The following is a 16,277-nucleotide window of genomic DNA, read 5'->3' as shown; positions in this document are numbered from 1 at the left end:
GTGACCATTGAAGGTTGAGTTCATAGTGGTCGTTGTGTCACGTCGCCATACGCTCGCCGGTGAGCTGCTGGTATTGCAGCTCACAGTGGTGGTGATGGTGCTGTTCGCGATCGCCGCGGTGTCGCTGGCGCAGTCGAAGGCGACGTTCGACCGGGTCGAGGGTCGCCGGGTGGCCGCCCTCGCCGAAGAGATGGCCGGAAACCCACTGCTGCGCACCCAGCTCGTCCGTCCCGCCCCCGGTGAGACCCTCGCGCCGCTGCTGCAGACCACGCTGACCCGGTCGAACGTCACCTCCGTCACGGTCGCCGACGAGCATGGCAGGATCGTCGCCTCCACCAATCCCACCCTGGTCGGGACGTGGCTGCCGGTCGACGGGCCCAGCGTCGCGCAGGCGCGCGGCTGGTCGGGGGAGCTGCCGGTGGACGGGGTCCGCGAGCTGGTGGCCCAGGTCCCGGTCCTCGCCGAGCACCGAAAGCACGTCGGCGAGCATCTCGGAACGGTCATGATCGGACGGGTCTCACCGACGGCCTGGCAGCGGCTGAGCGGTGCCTCGTCGTACCTGCTCGCCTACCTCGGCATCGCGAGTGTGCTCGGGGTGGCCGGCTCCTGGCTGCTGGCCCGGCGGATCAAGCGCCAGACCCTCGGCCTCGAACCACGCGAGATCGCGGGCCTCGCCGAGCACCGCGAGGCGATGCTGTTCGGGATAGCCGAAGGCGTGATCGCACTCGACCCGCAGCTGCGGCTGACACTGGTGAACGAGGTCGGCCGCAAACTGCTCGACCTTCCCGAGAACTGCGTCGGGATGAGCCTGGCCGACCTCGGGATCGAGGGCAGGCTGTACGACGTCCTGGCCGGGACCGGCGGCGAGCAGGGCGCCGAGCACGGGACCGAGAGGCGCGACGAGGTGGTCGTACGCCGTGGCCGGGTACTGGTGATGAACCGGATGGACGTCACCAAGGACGGCCGTCGGCTGGGCTCGGTGACGACCCTGCGCGACCGCACCGAACTGGCCCAGCTCGAACGCGAACTGGGCTCGTTCCGCAGCAGCACCGAACTGCTGCGCGCGCAGGCCCACGAGTTCTCCAACCAGCTGCACACCATCTCCGGCCTCATCCAGATCGGCGAGCACCACGAGGTCGTACGGTATGTTCGCGCCCTGCGAAAGCATCGTGAGTCGCTCGACCTGACCCTCACCAGCCGGGTGCGCGACCGGGCCGTCGCCGCGCTGCTCATGGCGAAGTCCGCGCTCGCGGCGGAGCGCAGGGTGCAGCTGCGCATCTCGGAGCTCACGGCCCTGGACCGGCTGGAACCGACGGACTCCGCGGACGTGGCGACGGTTCTCGGCAATCTCGTCGACAACGCCCTCGACGCCGCCGCGGCCCCGGACCACACGAACGACGCCTGGGTGGAGGTCGAACTGCGCCAGGACGCGTCGAGCGTGGAGATCGTGGTGCGGGACTCGGGCCCGGGCGTGGCTCCCGAGCTCGCACAGGAGGTGTTCTCCCGAGGCTTCACCACAAAAGCCGCGCAGGGCGGCGACCGGGGTATCGGCCTGGCACTCACCCGGCTGGTCTGCACACGCAGAGGAGGCGAGGTGTCGGTGGCCAACACACATCCTGGCGCCGTGTTCACCGCCCGTATGTCCGTGGGCCAGCTCACCGACCGGGAGACGGAGGAAGTCCGATGATCGACGTCCTGGTTGTCGAGGACGACTTCATGGTGGCGCGGATCCACCGCGGATTCGTCGACGCCGTCGACGGGTTCCGCGTGGTCGGATCGGCGAACTGCGGGGAGCAGGCGCTCACCGCCGCCGCCGAGCTGCAGCCCGACCTGGTGCTGCTCGACCTGTACCTGCCCGACATGTTCGGTCTGGATGTCATACCCAGGCTGCGGACGGCGGCCCAGGACTGCGATGTGCTGGTGATCAGTGCCGCCCGGGAGGCAGAGGCGGTCCGGGGTGCCGTCCGCCAGGGCGTGGTCGACTACCTGCTGAAACCCTTCGACGCCGACGACCTCAAGGACCGGCTGGAGCGCTACAGCGCCCGGCGCGGCAATCTGCACGCCGCCACGGTGAGCGGGCAGGCCGATGTGGACCGCGCACTGGGACGTGCGGCGGCGCCGACGGTGACGCCCACTCTGCCGAAGGGCATGAGTGTGGAGACCGCGGAACTGGTCGAACGCGCGCTGCGCGCGGCTGACGGAACCCTGTCCGCGGCCGAGTGTGCGACGAGGGTGGGCATCTCACGCGTCAGCGCGCGCCGCTACCTCGAGTACCTCAGTGTCACGGGCCAGGCGGTGGTGTCGCTGCGCTACGGGCAGGCAGGTCGCCCCGAACGCCGCTACCACTGGCACGCCTGACGCCTGACGCCTGACGCCTGCCGGGTTGTGGGTGCGGAGGTGGTGATCGGCCAGTCGAGCGCCGCGTTCGCAGCTCACGGGCGCGACGAACACATCCCGCCGCGCCAAGGCCACCAGCATTCGCTCCCGAGCTACGCCGACGGCTGTGCACCCTGCCTGAGTCGGCGCTGTGGTTCGGCCCGTCCGGGTGCCGGGTGCACCGATGATGCCCGGATCTCCAAGAGCGGTATGCCGCCTCCTCGGTTGATCTGCGTCTCGGTCGGGGAGGCTGGAAGGCGGGGCTTGTTGAGTGATCGCACTTCAGGCGATACTTCTACAGCAATGTCGATTGGGTAGCGATTGACCGGTGCTCGTATCGGCCGCTGCCTGTCACCGGGAGAGAGTAGACCTGATGTTCGGCTTGAGTGAACTGGCCCTGATCCTCATTGTCGTCATCGTGGTCGTCGGCATCAAAAAGCTGCCCGAGCTGACGCGTTCGGCGGGTAAGGCGGCCCGGATCTTCAAGAGCGAGGCCAAGGCTCTGAAGGAGCAGGACTCGTCCGGGGCGCCGTCTGAACCGGGGCGGGTTGTCCCGGGCGTTGTCGAGCGGGAAGATCCGCCCTCGCGTCCCTGACTGCGGGCGCGCCGGCGGCAAGGCCGCCGGCCTCGTCGGCAGCCCGTGTCCGCGGCCTTTCGGCACAGTGCGCTCCCATGGGGAACGTGCTGTTGCGGGTCGAGTACGGCGCCGCCGCCGCGACCGGTGGACCTGGCCGCACTCGTCGGCCAGGTCCGAGGGCGGCCTCCAGCGGCCCGGCCCAGGAGACCGTCCGATTCTCGCCGGAAGAATCCACTGTTCCGGGACTCGCCCCGTAGTGTCGGTACCGCCCTCTACCGTGGAGATTCGGATGCCGCCGAGGCGGTGGGGCAGGGGGAGACAGGCGTGCGCAGGGTTCCACCGGAGATGTTCCGGTTCACGACGGTGGAGAGATCCGATCTGTACGGGGCGGTGCTGGACGTCTTCGGCGTGGCCGGCGAGCACCTGGAGACGACGCTGGGGCTCGACACGGTGCGTGAGCGACTGCGCGGGGTCGGCTGGGCAGCGGCGGTCGAGGACGAGGAATTGTATGAAGCGCTCAGAAAACTCGTGCAGTGGGAGCTCCTGGACGTGGTGCACAACCACGCCGAGAACTACCGCACGGCCGAGGAGTACGAGCGGCGCAACCTGCAGTACTCGCTGACCCGCCGGGGCGAGGCCGCTCTCGCCGGAGTGCGGCACGCGCTCGAGGTTCTCGCCTCGACCGGGGCGCTGCAGACGGCCGTGCTGGAGGCGATCGCCGACCGGCTCGACGAACTGTGCCTGCTGTCCGGCGAACCCGCCTCGTCCGATCGCCGCATCTTCAGCACGCTGCGGGAGCTGGAGGGGCATCTCGAAGCCCTGGTGGAGAACACCAAGGCGTTCAACGGCGAACTGCAGCGGCTGCTGCGCGCAGAAGGCGCGGATCTGGGCGTGTTCCGGGAGGTCAAGGCGGCCACCGTCGCGTATCTGCAGGAGTTTCTGGTCAACCTCGACCTGCGTGGCCAGGCGGTCGCCGCCGCCGTGGCCCGCGTGGAGGAACAAGGGATCGCCGTGCTGCGCGAGCGGGCACTGCGCGGAGCCGAGCTGCCGCCGATCGCTGGAGAGGATCCCGCGGCCGGATGGCTGGAGAGCCGACGGGCGCGCTGGGCGGGCCTGCTGGGGTGGTTCCTTCCGGACGACGGGGCGCGCCCCCGGATCGAGCAGCTGCATGACATCGCCCGGCGGGCCATCCTCTCCCTCCTGCAGGTCCTGGAGCGGATCAACGAGTCCCGGCGCCGCTCCTCCAGCGCCGTGCAGGACTTCCGGGAGCTGGCGCGCTGGTTCGCCGCGGCCCCCGCGGAAGAGGACCTGCACCGATTGTGGTCGGCGGCCTTCGGCCTCGGCCCGGCGCGCCACGCTCACCTCGCGCACCCCGACCCGGAGTTGATCCCGTCGTCCCATTCCTGGTCGGAGGCCCCGCCCGTGGAGGTGTCGGCGCTGCTGCGGACCAGCGGCCGGACAGAGCGTTTCACGCGTACGGCCAGAGTGCGCGACGTCGCGGCGGTCAGGGCGGAGCGCGCCGAGAGGGCGCGCGCGGAGCGGGCGGAACTCGCACGTGCCTGGCGGGTGCTTGAGACGGAAGGGCCCGTGCGTCTGTCCTCCTTCGACGCGCTGGACCCCGCTGTCTTCGACCGGCTGCTGGACCTGCTGGGCCGGGCCTTGTCGGCCCGGCCTGACTCGGACGGGCTGCGGCGCGCCACGACGGGGGACGGCCGGGTGGAGATCGCACTCGCCCTGCCCCCGGACGGCCGCACCGCCCTGCTGCGCACGGCGAAGGGCTCACTGGCCGGACCGGACTACGTGGTCCACATCGCGGCGGCGGGCGGAGCCGGCGCGTTGGCGGACTTCCCTGCCGCACAGCAGGAGGCGGCGGGATGAGCACACTCGCCAACCAACTGGCCGCCGCGGAGCGGGAGGAGGTTGCCCGTGCGATCCGGCTTCTGCTGGTTCGTCCCCTGCTCACCGAGGCCGCCGACCCAGCCGGCTTCGAACTGGTGCGGCGCCGGCGTGAGCCGCTGGCCCGGTGGTTCGACTACACCTGCGGCTGGAGCCTGGTCGTTGAGGCCCGCCGCGGTTACGCCCGCCTCACCAAGGTCCGTGCTAACCCGGACGGCTCCCGCCCGGCCCGCAGGGAGCGTTCCGGCCGGGCCCCGTTCGATCGCCGGCGTTACGTGCTGCTGTGCGTGACCGCGGCCGAGTTGCTGTCGATGCCGATGACGACCATCGGCATGCTTGCCGACCGTGTCGTGCAGGCCACGGCGGCAGACCGGGCGCTGCCCTCGTTCGACCCGGTACACCGGCCGGAGCGGACGGCGTTCGTCGACGTCCTGAAGTTGCTGGAGGCGTACGACGTCCTGCGGGCGGTGGACGGGACCACCGAGGCATACGTCGAGTCCACGGCGGCGAAAGTCCTGTACCGCGTGGACACCACGTTGCTTATGCGGCTGCCCGCCGCACCCGTCGGCGCCTCCGGGCTCGCCGTACCCCCGGACGAGGTGCCCGCGCGGTTCGAGCAACTCCTCACGGGGCTTGCGCGGGAGCGCCGTTACGGCGGCGTTGTCGTCGACGGTACGGCGGACGAGGCACACAGCGAGGCCGCCGCCACGGACGCACAACGCAACCTGAGGCTCCGCCACTCGGTACTGCGCCGCCTCTTCGACGACCCCGTGCTGTACCGGTCGGACCTCACCGACGACGAGCTGGCCTACGTAACCTCTCTGACCGGACGCCAGATCCTGCGTCGCTCGGTCGAGCAGGCCGGTTTCGTCCTGGAGGAACGAGCAGAGGGCTTCCTGCTCGTGGACCCGGACGGACTGGCCACCGATGTCCGTTTCCCCGACGACACATCCACCGCCAGGGTCGCCGCGCTGCTCCTTCTGGAGCCGCTCTGCGCCGCGCCGGCCGGACTGCTGCCCGAGCAGCTCGCCGAGGCCGGAGCGGATCTGCTGCGACGCTTCCCGCGCTGGGCCAAGGCGTTTCAGTCCGAGGACGGCGCCGCCCGGCTCGCCGACGACGCTGTAGGTGTGCTGCGCGATGCCGGCCTGGTCCGCCGGACCAGGGGCCGTGTGGTCGCGTGCCCGGCCGCGTACCGCTACCGCCTGACGAAGACGACGAGTTCGGACCCGGAAGACAAGTCCGGACCGGACGCGAGCTCGCGCAAGACGGCAGGCACCACCGCTTCCGGTGGCGTTGTCGCAGAAGGAGACCAGCAGTGAGCGTGACAGAGCTTCCCCTGGCGCGGCAGCCGGAGCCCACCGAGCGGACCGGTGCACCGGCACGTGCCGCGCACGCCGTCGGCAGCCGCTGGCAGCCGCAACGCGCGGGCATCCTCAACGTCTGGCGCTACTACGACGAGACCTTCACCTTCCACCAGGGCCGCCTGCTGCTGCGCGGGCAGAACGGTTCGGGCAAGTCAAAGGCCCTGGAACTTCTGCTGCCCTTCCTCTTCGACGCCAGCCTCCGCCCCAACCGCCTGTCGACGTTCGGTGGTTCGGAGCGCACCATGCACTGGAACCTGCTGGGCGAGGGCGCCTCCGGCAAGACCCGCGTCGGGTACGTGTGGATGGAGTTCTGCCGCACCGGCGACGACGGCACCGAGCGGTGGTTCGGCTGCGGAGCTCGCCTGCAGGCGAGCGTGCACACCAGCGGGGTGCACGCCGACTACTTCACCACCGGCTCCAGGATCGCCCACCCCGACGGTGTGCTCCTCGTCAACGAGGCTGGACAGCCACTGACCCGGGCCGCCCTCACCGAAGCGCTGCGCGACCGCGGCGACGTGTACACCACGGCCACCGACTACCGCACGGCCGTACGGCGTGAACTCTTCGCCGGCATGGGGGAGCAGCGGTACGAATCGCTGCTGTCCGCCCTGCTCCAGCTGCGCCAGCCCAAACTGTCCGAACGGCTCGACCCGTCCCTGCTCTCCACCCTGCTGTCCCGCGCCCTGCCACCGCTGGGCGAGGCAGAGATCGCCGAACTCGCCGAGGGCTTCGAGCGGTTGGACCGCCAGCGCGAACACCTCAAGCGGCTCGACGACGAAGTGACGGCAGCCGAGACTGTCGCATCCCGGCAACGTGCCTACGCGCGCCGGGTCCTGCGCGCCGGTTCCGCAGCGCTGATCTCGGCCACCACGGAGATGGACAACCTCACCCGTGTCGCCCGCCAGAGCGCCGAGGAGCTGGAACAGGCACTGGCGCAACGCGAGTCGGCCCAGGCCCGGCGCAGGGAACAGGACCTGCGCGCGCATGCCCTGGAGGAGACCGTCGAGGGGCTGCGCGAGAGCGACGCGTACAGACAGGGTGAGGAACTCGACCGGCTGCGCCGCCGCACGGAAGACATGGCAGCCGCCGCCGGGCGCCGGCGCGCTACTGCCCGGGCCACTGGGCTCAGGGCGGAAGAGGACCAGAGGCACGCCGACGACGCCATGGGCCGGGCCCGCACACTCGCCGAGCACGCGCGCGAAGCCGCCGAGGAAACACGCAGGGCGGCCCGGGCGGCGGGGCTGGAGTCCATCCATCACGAGGCGAGGTCCGTCCTGGGCGAGGACCGTACGGGGTCCCTCACCACCCGCACGGGGCGTGAGCCGGGCGGCAGTCGGCCCGAAGCCTTCGGCACCGCACCCACGGGAGGTGACGACGGGGCCCGACAGGCCCGTCGGCTGCTGCGGGGCGCGGTCACCGCCCGACGGCAGCAGGTCACCGTCATCACCGGGGCGATGGACGAGCACGACCGGGCGGTACGCGACCGGGGCACCGCCGAAGGGCTGCTGGACGAGGCGCGTGTACGGCTCGCCGAGGGGATCGCCCGGCGGGACGAGGCATCCGGCGCCTGGGACGACGCCCTTGCCGCACAGGCGGAACGGCTCCTCGCGTGGGCCGACGGCTGCACGGAACTGCGCATCGCCGACCCCGGGGAACTGGTGGTCGGTGCGGCGAGCGAGGCAGAGGTAACGGCCCTGGCCGAAGCCGCCGCACGCCCGCTGGAACAGGAGATCGCCACGGCGGAGGCCACCGTCCGAGCCGCGCGCCAAGGGCTGCGGGACGACCGGAGCCGAGTGGAGGAGGCGGTACGAGCGCTGAGCGGTGAAACCGAGCTGCCGCCTCCGTCGCCGTCCACCCGCACCACCGTCCGTACGGCGACGGCGGGAGCGCCCCTGTGGCGTCTGGTCGCCTTCCGTGAAGGCGTGCCGCTTCCCGTCCAGGCCGCGGTGGAGGCCGCACTGGAGGCGTCGGGCCTACTCGATGCCTGGGTCAGCCCCTACGAAGGGATCACGCTGCCCGGACACGACACCCGTGCCGAGGCGGCCCTGGCCGTGACCGCTCCCGGGCCCAGCCTGCTGGAGGTACTGAAGCCCGAGGAGGCCATCCCCGTCCCGGCCGACACCGTGACCCGCATCCTCGCCGGTGTCGCCTACGGCACATCTCTGCCCGGCGGGCACCCCGCGGCCGTTTCGGCACACGGTGCCTGGCGTCTCTCGCTCGCCACCGGAAGCTGGAGCAAACCGGAACCGGCCCACATCGGCGCCCTCGCGCGACAGCGGGCCCGCCGGCGCAGAATCGGTGAACTTTCCGAACGGATCGGCGAGATGAACGCCTCCCTCGCCGTGCTCGACGACCAGCTGCGCGGCCTGGGCGCCCGCCGCGCCCGCCTGGACACCGACCGTGCCGCTCGACCCGACCACCGGGAACTCGACGCGCGTCGGCGTGACTGGGACCGGGCCGAGGAGAAGGTGGCTGCCCGGGACGACGCCGTGCGCGACGCCGCCGGGCATCTGGCGCGGTGCGAGGGCGAGGTGGCGTCCGCTCTGCGCACGCTCAGCCGCCGGGCCGCGGAACACGGACTGCCCACCGACCGCGACCGGTTGCGTGAACTCTTTGTCGACATCGACAGGTTCCGGGACTCCGCCGACAGCTGGGTGGACGCCCGGCTCACCGCGACCACCGCTGCCGACAGGGCCCACCAGCTGGCCGCGCAGGCAGACCGGTCGCGCCGGACGGCCGAGGAACAGGCCGAGGGTGCGACCGCCGCCGAAGCGGAGGCGGCGGGTCTGCACGCGCGCCTGGAGGCGGTGGAGGCCACTGTCGGCGAGGACTACCGCCAGATCGTCGCACGCGTCACCGAGGCGCGCGCCGAGCTTGGCCGCTGCCGTGTCGAGGCCGGCCAGGTGGCCGATCTGTTGCTGCGGCTGGAAGGGCAGATCGGGGGCCTGCGGGCGACCAGCGGCCAGGACGCCGAACGACGGGAGCAGGCCGTCGCGGTCCGGGACGGCTCGGTTCAACGGTTCCGGCACCTGTGCCTGGTCGGGCTGGCAGAGGACGCCGGCTTCACACCGGAACTGCACGCCGGGGACGGCACCAAGGCCACCCTGGAGGCGGCCCGCGCCACGGCGGCGAAGTGGCCCGGCATCCCGCATGCCCCACGCCACCTGGGCGACGCCGCGACCCGCCTCTCCGAAGCGGTCCACGAGGCTCGCCAGCACCTCGGCGCCCGTGCCGACCTGGACCTGGAACCGGACGAAGACATCCAGCTCTTCACCGCCACCCTGGACGGCGTACGAGTGGGGGCGACCGGCCTGCTCACCACACTCGCCCAGGAGCGCGACCGCAGCAGGGACGACATCACCACCGCCGAGCGCCGCCTCTTCGACCAGATCCTCACCGGTGACATCCGCCGCCACCTCGCGGCGCGCATCCGTCAGGCCGGCGACCTCGTGGACCGTATGAACGGGCACCTGGAGCGGGTCCGTACCGCTTCCAACGTCGCCGTCCAGCTCGTCTGGGACGTCCGTCCGGATCTTCCGGACAGCACCCGCACCGCCCGCCGGCTGCTGCTGAAGGATCCCGGCCGGGTCACCGAGACCGACCGGGAGGCCCTGCACGGCTTCTTCGGCGCCCGTATCGAGGAGGCCAAGGGAAGTGACACCGCAGCGAGCTGGGAGGAACAGCTCGGCGAGGTGCTCGACTACACCGCCTGGCACCGCTTCACCGTCCGCCTCGACCGGGCGAACGGAACCGGCTGGCAGCCCCTGACCAAGAAGCTGCACGGCGCGCTCTCCGGCGGAGAGAAGGCCATCGCGCTGCACCTGCCGCTGTTCGCCGCGGTCGCCGCCCACTACGAGGCCGTGCCCCTGGCACCCCGGCCGATCCTGCTGGACGAGGTCTTCGTCGGTGTCGACACCGTCAACCGCGGCCAGGTCTTCGCCCTGCTCACGGCACTCGACCTGGATCTCATGGTCACCTCCGACCACGAGTGGTGCACCTACGGCGAGCTGCCCGGCATCGCCGTTCACCAACTGCTCACAGACGGAGGCGACGACGCGGTCACCAGCGCCCGCTTCGTCTGGAACGGCACCGACCTGGAGGCGGGATGACACACCCGGAGACGACCCCGGGCGAGCACACCCTGCGGCGCCCTGAACTCCGGCCGCTCTGGCACACGGTCCACAACCGTCTCTCCTCCGGCCGCTCCGTCACACGGGTGCGTCTCGGACCGCTCGACGACGCGCAGCGCGAGGCCCTCGCCGACCTTCTCGGCCTGGACCGTCTGCCGGACGCCCGGCCCTCCGTCGCCCTGGTCCGTCTGGAGGAGGCCGTCACCGAGCTGTGCGGCCGTACGGTGCGCGAAACCGTCACCGAACTCGTCGGCCCCCTCGACGACCGCGCGGGCGAACGGCGCCGCCAGGAGGGCGAACGCGCCGAACTGTGGACGTGGCTGGACGGCCACGCCACGGTACGTGCCCAGCCTGCGCTCGCAGCCTGGACCGCCTCGTGCCGAGCCGCCGGCCTGGTGGGTGGCTCCCCGGAACGAACCCGATCCCTGCTGACCGACGCCCTGACCGTGCTCGCGGCGCTCCCCGCCGGAGCGGAGCCGCTGCCCGTGTTCGCTGCCAGAGTGCTGAAGGGCGACTCCCACGCACTCGACGACGGCACCCGCCTGTCCACCCTCGTCCTGCGTGCCCTGGCGACCCTCCACGACACCGACCCGCCGCAGTCCGCGGCGGACCGGCGTGCCCTGTGGACCCGCGTCGGTGTCGCCGACGACGGCCTGTCCGCCACCGTCCTCGTAGGTGGACTGCACCCCGCCGGAGACGGCCCGCTCGCCCGTGTGGCCCGCGTGTGCGCCGAGGCCGGCCAGGCCGCCAGCCTGACCCTCGCTCAACTGCGGGCCCCGGGTGGGTTCACCCTCGCCACAGACTCCGCACCCGTCGTTCACGCAGTGGAGAACCCCAGCATTCTGGCTCTCGCCGTACGCCGCTTCGGCTCGGACTGCCCGCCGCTCGTGTGCACCTCCGGCTGGCCCAACAGTGCGGCCATCCACCTTCTCCGCCTCCTCGCGAACCATGGCGCCGCTCTCCGTTACCACGGCGACTTCGATGGCGAAGGCATCCGCATCGCCGCGTATCTCCTGGACAAGACGCCGGCCCATCCCTGGCGCATGACGGCGGCGGACTACCGCGCAGCGGTCGCCCGTACTCCGCACGGCCCTCCGCCCGGCCGCCTCACCGAAGCGCCCTGGGACCCCGAACTGACCCGGGCCATGACCGAACACAACACCGCCGTGGTCGAGGAACTGGTCGCTGACGTGTTGTTGACCGACCTGGCCGGTGAAGGGTCGGCCGGCACCAGGTAGGAGACCGTGTTGGTGCCTGCCGGCAGTTCGTCCAGCCGAGGGTCACAATGTACGCAGGCTGAGGCAGTCTTCAGGTGAGCCGGACAGCGGGCTGATCAGCCCGTCCCGAGGAGCGACGGGCGGCGGCCGCCGCTGCCACCTGGCTGTGCTTGCGCCGATGCGATGTGATGATCTTCCAGGTGTCGCTCACCCAGGCACACAGCACATCATCGGCGCCGAACAGCCGGCGCTGTGAAGCCCGGCGGCCCGCTGGTCAACGTCGGCCGGGGTGGCGTCGTGGCACGGCGCGCAGACCAGCCCGGAACTCCCGTCAGTTTCCGGCAGTACAACGCGTCCGGAGTCCGTGCCGAGCCCACCCGACCCGTGTACGCGATCCCGGCCGCGTACTCGTCGTCCGCGCACTGGCCCTTGTAGCGGCCCTGCGCAAAGTCGCCGCCCTTGGCGGCCGAGCCCCTGTTGTCGCCCCGGTCGAACCAGACGGTACGGCCGTTCGCGCCGAGCGCGCCGGCCGGGGCGGCCGCGCACAGGGCGGCGGAGACAGCGGCGCCGCGGACGCTGTAGCCGGTCAGGAAGTGGCCGTCGGGGCACTGGAGTTTGGTGTATCCGGACGCCCATTCCTGGCCCGGCCCGACATACCGTTCGTCGACGACCACCACGTGTCCGCCGGCCGGGTCCCACAAGGGGCCGGTGGACACGTCCGAGCACAGGCCCCGGTTGCCGGTGTGGCCGAGGCCGAGCAGTCGCTGTCCGTCGGGGCACACGGCCTTGCGGGCGCCCAAGTCCCAGTCGGGCAGGGCCCGTATCCGCCGCGACTGGACGAAGTCGCCGTGATCGGGGCTGAGCATCGACCAGTCCGCCACGGGCTCCACCGTGCCGGTGCGACCCTGGGCCCCGATGAGCCGGGTCCAGGCAGTCGCCCGCCAGTCGTCGCCGTCGTAGAGGCCCATGCGGTGGCCCTCGGCGTCCCAGTGCAGCAGGGCCCAGCCGTTGCCCTTGCGGTCCTCGTGCTGGCCGACGAGCGGCCAGTACGCGAAGTCGGCGTCGGTACGGATCAGGTGGTCGACGAAGTTCCCGAACCACGCCCGCTGCTTGTCCCCGGTCTCGTCCCGGCCGCCGACGCCGAACTCGCTGACCCAGATGGGCGCGGTGAAGTGCCTGTCCGTCTCCGTGGTCACGAAGAAGGCCTGGCGGTCCAGCACCTTGATCAGTTCGGCGGGGCTCAGGTCGCGGTAGCGGGGGTCGCTGGTCTCGCCCGTGCCTGTGGCGCCGCTGTGGTTCGGGCCCGTGTAGTCGTAGAAGTGGGCGGAATACACGAGCTTGCCGGAGTCGACAAGGGTGTGGGAGAGGCGGCGTACGGGTTCCAGGGTGGGGCGTTCGTGGGGCAGTCCGTCGACAGGGATGCCGGTCCAGTTGATGCCCTCCACGATGATCAGGAGGTCGGGGTCGGCCTCCGTCAGGATGCGGTCACCGACGCGCTGCGAGGCGGCGAACCAGTCGTGGTCGTCGCCGAGCCCCCAGTTGGGGTCGTCCCAGACATCGCGGCGCACCTCGTTGTAGAGGTCGGCGCCGACGACGCGTTGGTTGTCCCGGTAGCGGCGGGCCATGAAGAGCCAGTCGTTCTCCCAGGTCTCGGCGGACTGGCTCGCGTTCCAGCGTTCGTTGCCGTCGACTCCGCAGCACCAGCGTGTGGTGTTGGTGTGGTTGTTGAGGATCACCGCGAGCCCGGCGGCGGTGAGTTGCCGTACCACGACGTCGTACACCTGTAGCGGGGTTCGGCCGCGCAGGGAGGGGTTGGCGGCCACGGAATCGTCCGTGACGGAGCGGCTGTCGTGGATCATCTCGTTGGAGAAGGGCAGCCGGACACTGTTGATGCCGATCTCCTGGAAGCCGGCGATGATCTCGGCCATGGGGGCACGGTCCAGGCCGAGCGGCATCCTGCCGGAGTTCTCCCCCGCGTGATGGCCGGCGTCCTCGTCCGGGTTTCCCGAGCCGTTCCAGGTGCCGCTGGCTCCGTGCCAGTTACCGGACCGCAGCTTGAAACGGCCGCCGTCAGCGTCGACGATCCAGCGACCCCGTGTGCTGAGCGGCGCCGTCCAGTCCACCGAGTGCGCGGCGTCTTCGGGTCGGGCACCGGCCTCGGGGGCGGGCGCTCGTCGGACTGCTGCCTCGGCAACGGGTGCCAGGGTCGTCACGAGGAGTACGGCGGCCAGTGCTGCCCTGGCCCAGATGAAGGATCCGCGCACGGTCACCGTCCAGAGGCATGCATTGACATGGCATCGTCATCATGAGGGGCCGTGCCGCATTGGTCCAGTCCTGCGTACAGGGGGCGTCCCCGAGACGCCGGCTGGGACGGCGTAGTGGTTGATCGCCGTGCCGTCGTTGTTCAGGCCGTCGCGTAGGCACCCTTGGTGGAGTCCCGCATCCGGGCGTTGACCGCGTCCTTGATGGCGTTGGGCCGTGTAGGTGGCGGCGTCGGAGTTCTTGCCCAGCGCGGTGGCGATGTCGGCGTGGGTTGCGTGCGCTGCCAACGCTTCTGTCACCTGCTGAATCCTGTCAGCCAGGGCTGCCCTGCGGGAGGTCGTGAGGCGCGGACCGCGTCAGGCGCACTGCGGCGAGCATGGACCGGGGCTCCGCGGTGTCGGCTACCCGTCCGGTGGAGCGGGAGTGGACCATCTGTGAACGCCGACGAGAGCGTCAACTTCGGCGCCCGCTTGCGAGGTGAAACGATTCATGGGTTTACTCCCTCCCGACACCGCGCTGACGGCGCGGGTGCGTGGCAGTTCAGGGAGCGCGGACTCGTGACCTACTGAGCGCGGTCCCACCTCCGGAACGCGGCAACGGCGGTCGGCAGGGTGGGGAAAATGAGGCCGGCGCCCACGGACTCCGTCAGGCCGTACGCGTCCAACTCGTCCCGCAGGTCCTGCTTGACACGGGCGAGGGCGAAGACGATGCCCCGGCGGGCCAGTTCGAGGCGCAACTCTTCGACAGCGTCCAGGGCGGTGATGTCGACCTCCACATTGGCCTCGGCGTTGAGGACGAACCAGCGGACCGGGCTCTCCTGTGTGTCGACGGCGGCCAGGGCCCGGCGGTGGAAGTTCTCCGCGTTGGCGAAGAACAGGGGAGAGTCGTAGCGGTAGACCAGCAGACCGGGGATCGTGCGGGCCTGCGGATAGTCGTCCACGTCGTGCATGCCGGCCACCCCGGGGACCACCCCCTCGATCGCGTCGTGCGGGCGCGCGACCCGGGCCAGCAACTCGGCCACCGACAGACCGACGGCGACCAGCACCCCGTACAGGATGTCCAGAGCCAGTACGCCGGCCAGGCAGCCGAGCGCCAGCAGCAGCTCACGGCGCCGGAAGCCCGCCAGCCGCCGGAAGCCCGCCAGGTCGATCATGCGGAGGGCGGCGTAGACGACGAGTGCGCCCAGCACGACCGACGGTGTCCGGGTGAGCAGCGGGCTGAGGAAGAACAGGACGGCGAGGACGGCCGCGGCGGCGACCAGCGAGTACGCCTGGGAGCGGGCGCCCACCGAAGAGGCGAGCGCGGTGCGGCTGGCGCTGCTGCTGACCGGGAACCCGTGCACCGCCCCAGCGCCGAGGTTGGCCGCGCCCAGGGCCAGCAGTTCCTGGTTGGCGTCGAGCCCGGGTCCCTCTTCGGCGCGGTCGGCGAAGGCCCGCGCGGTGAGGATGACGTCGGTGTAACCGACGAGGAGGACACCGAGGGCGGGCAGCACCAGGTGCGGCAGTTCGGTCAGGTTCGGGACGGCAAGCCCCGGCAGACCTGCCGGGACCTCTCCGATCACCTTGATCCCGTGGCGGTCCTCCAGGTCGAGGACGGTCACGGCCGTCGTCGCGAGGACCACGGCCAGCAGGGGCCCTGGGACCGTGGGGAAGAAGCGGGCCACGGTCAGGACGAAGGCGAGCAGGGCCGTCGCGAACAGCAGTGTGGGGAGGTGGATCTGCGACACATGCCGTACGAAGGACCACAGCCGGGGCAAGAAGGTCGATCCCGTGGTACTGACCCCGGTGAGTTTGGGCAACTGGTCCACGATCATGATCAGTGCCACCCCCGCCAGATAGCCGACCAGCACCGGCCGGGAGAGCAGGTCCGCGACGAAGCCGAGCCGCACCGCCCAGGCCACCACGCACAGCAGCCCGACCGTGATGGCCACGGTGGCGGCCAGGGTGGCGTAACGGCTGGGGTCTCCCGCGGCCAGCGGCCCGACCACGGTCGCCGTCATCAGCGCTGTTGTGGACTCGGGCCCGATCGACAGCAGACGCGAGGAACCGAGCAGGGCGTACAGGGCGAGCGCGGGCAGGATTGCCCACAGCCCGGCGACCGGCGGCAGACCGGCCACACCCGCGTACGCCATCACCTGCGGCACGAGATACGCGGCCACGGTCAACCCGGCCAGCAGGTCGCCGCGCAGCCAGGCGCGCCGGTAGCCGAGGAGCGAGCCGAGCCCCGGGGCGAAACGGCGCCCCAGGGAAACGGGTCTGCCCGAGCTCTGGGACATGGGCCTCCTTCTGCGGCGTGACCCCATGATCCACGGACGGGCGGAGGAGTGCGAGGGACCGGGCCGGTTCGACTGGCACCCGTGACACCCAAGCCGCTTCCGCAGCCCAACAGGCCCTCAGCTCGGGGACGTTCGGCCCCGTGGTCGCGGACCTTCGGCATCCGGCGTCGCGCGCCCCCT

Annotated in this window: 9 protein-coding genes; 7 read left to right on the top strand and 2 right to left on the bottom strand. The window is 71.3% G+C overall.

Annotation, left to right across the window (positions count from 1 at the left end):
• Nucleotides 1-94 precede the first annotated feature (94 nt).
• From RB628_RS00985 to RB628_RS00955, 7 genes are all read left to right on the top strand, one after another.
• Entirely contained in the window at nucleotides 95-1,687 is a 1,593-nt protein-coding gene (locus tag RB628_RS00985; protein WP_318318432.1) for an ATP-binding protein, read from the top strand.
• Complete coding sequence (locus tag RB628_RS00980; protein ID WP_318318294.1) at nucleotides 1,684-2,358, top strand: response regulator; 675 nt, start codon at nucleotides 1,684-1,686, stop codon at nucleotides 2,356-2,358. Before RB628_RS00985 ends, RB628_RS00980 begins: the two co-directional genes overlap by 4 nt.
• A 391-nt stretch (nucleotides 2,359-2,749) precedes the next feature.
• Nucleotides 2,750-2,971, top strand: coding sequence for a twin-arginine translocase TatA/TatE family subunit (locus RB628_RS00975; protein WP_318318293.1), 222 nt, complete (start codon nucleotides 2,750-2,752; stop codon nucleotides 2,969-2,971).
• Between the two features lie 327 nt (nucleotides 2,972-3,298).
• Nucleotides 3,299-4,831: a TIGR02677 family protein gene (locus RB628_RS00970; RefSeq protein ID WP_412180578.1), complete on the top strand. Its 1,533-nt coding sequence runs from the start codon at nucleotides 3,299-3,301 to the stop codon at nucleotides 4,829-4,831.
• Nucleotides 4,828-6,168: a TIGR02678 family protein gene (locus RB628_RS00965; protein ID WP_318318291.1), complete on the top strand. Its 1,341-nt coding sequence runs from the start codon at nucleotides 4,828-4,830 to the stop codon at nucleotides 6,166-6,168. The genes RB628_RS00970 and RB628_RS00965 overlap by 4 nt, the downstream gene beginning before the upstream one ends.
• Nucleotides 6,165-10,322: a TIGR02680 family protein gene (locus RB628_RS00960; RefSeq protein ID WP_318318290.1), complete on the top strand. Its 4,158-nt coding sequence runs from the start codon at nucleotides 6,165-6,167 to the stop codon at nucleotides 10,320-10,322. The genes RB628_RS00965 and RB628_RS00960 overlap by 4 nt, the downstream gene beginning before the upstream one ends.
• Nucleotides 10,319-11,581 carry a TIGR02679 family protein gene (locus RB628_RS00955; RefSeq protein WP_318318289.1) on the top strand — a complete coding sequence of 421 codons (1,263 nt, stop codon included), beginning with the start codon at nucleotides 10,319-10,321 and terminating at the stop codon, nucleotides 11,579-11,581. The genes RB628_RS00960 and RB628_RS00955 overlap by 4 nt, the downstream gene beginning before the upstream one ends.
• Nucleotides 11,582-11,787: 206 nt before the next feature.
• On the opposite strand, the gene RB628_RS00950 is transcribed toward RB628_RS00955, so the two are convergent.
• On the bottom strand, nucleotides 11,788-13,824 hold the full coding sequence (locus RB628_RS00950) for a glycoside hydrolase family 5 protein (RefSeq protein WP_318318288.1): 2,037 nt from the start codon (nucleotides 13,822-13,824) through the stop codon (nucleotides 11,788-11,790).
• A gap of 560 nt (nucleotides 13,825-14,384) precedes the next feature.
• Nucleotides 14,385-16,097 carry a sulfate permease gene (locus RB628_RS00945; RefSeq protein ID WP_318318287.1) on the bottom strand — a complete coding sequence of 571 codons (1,713 nt, stop codon included), beginning with the start codon at nucleotides 16,095-16,097 and terminating at the stop codon, nucleotides 14,385-14,387.
• Nucleotides 16,098-16,277: the final 180 nt, after the last annotated feature.

The organism is Streptomyces sp. ADMS (genome assembly GCF_033441795.1).
Classification (GTDB): Bacteria; Actinomycetota; Actinomycetes; order Streptomycetales; family Streptomycetaceae; genus Streptomyces.
This window is presented reverse-complemented; position numbering and strand designations above follow the sequence as displayed.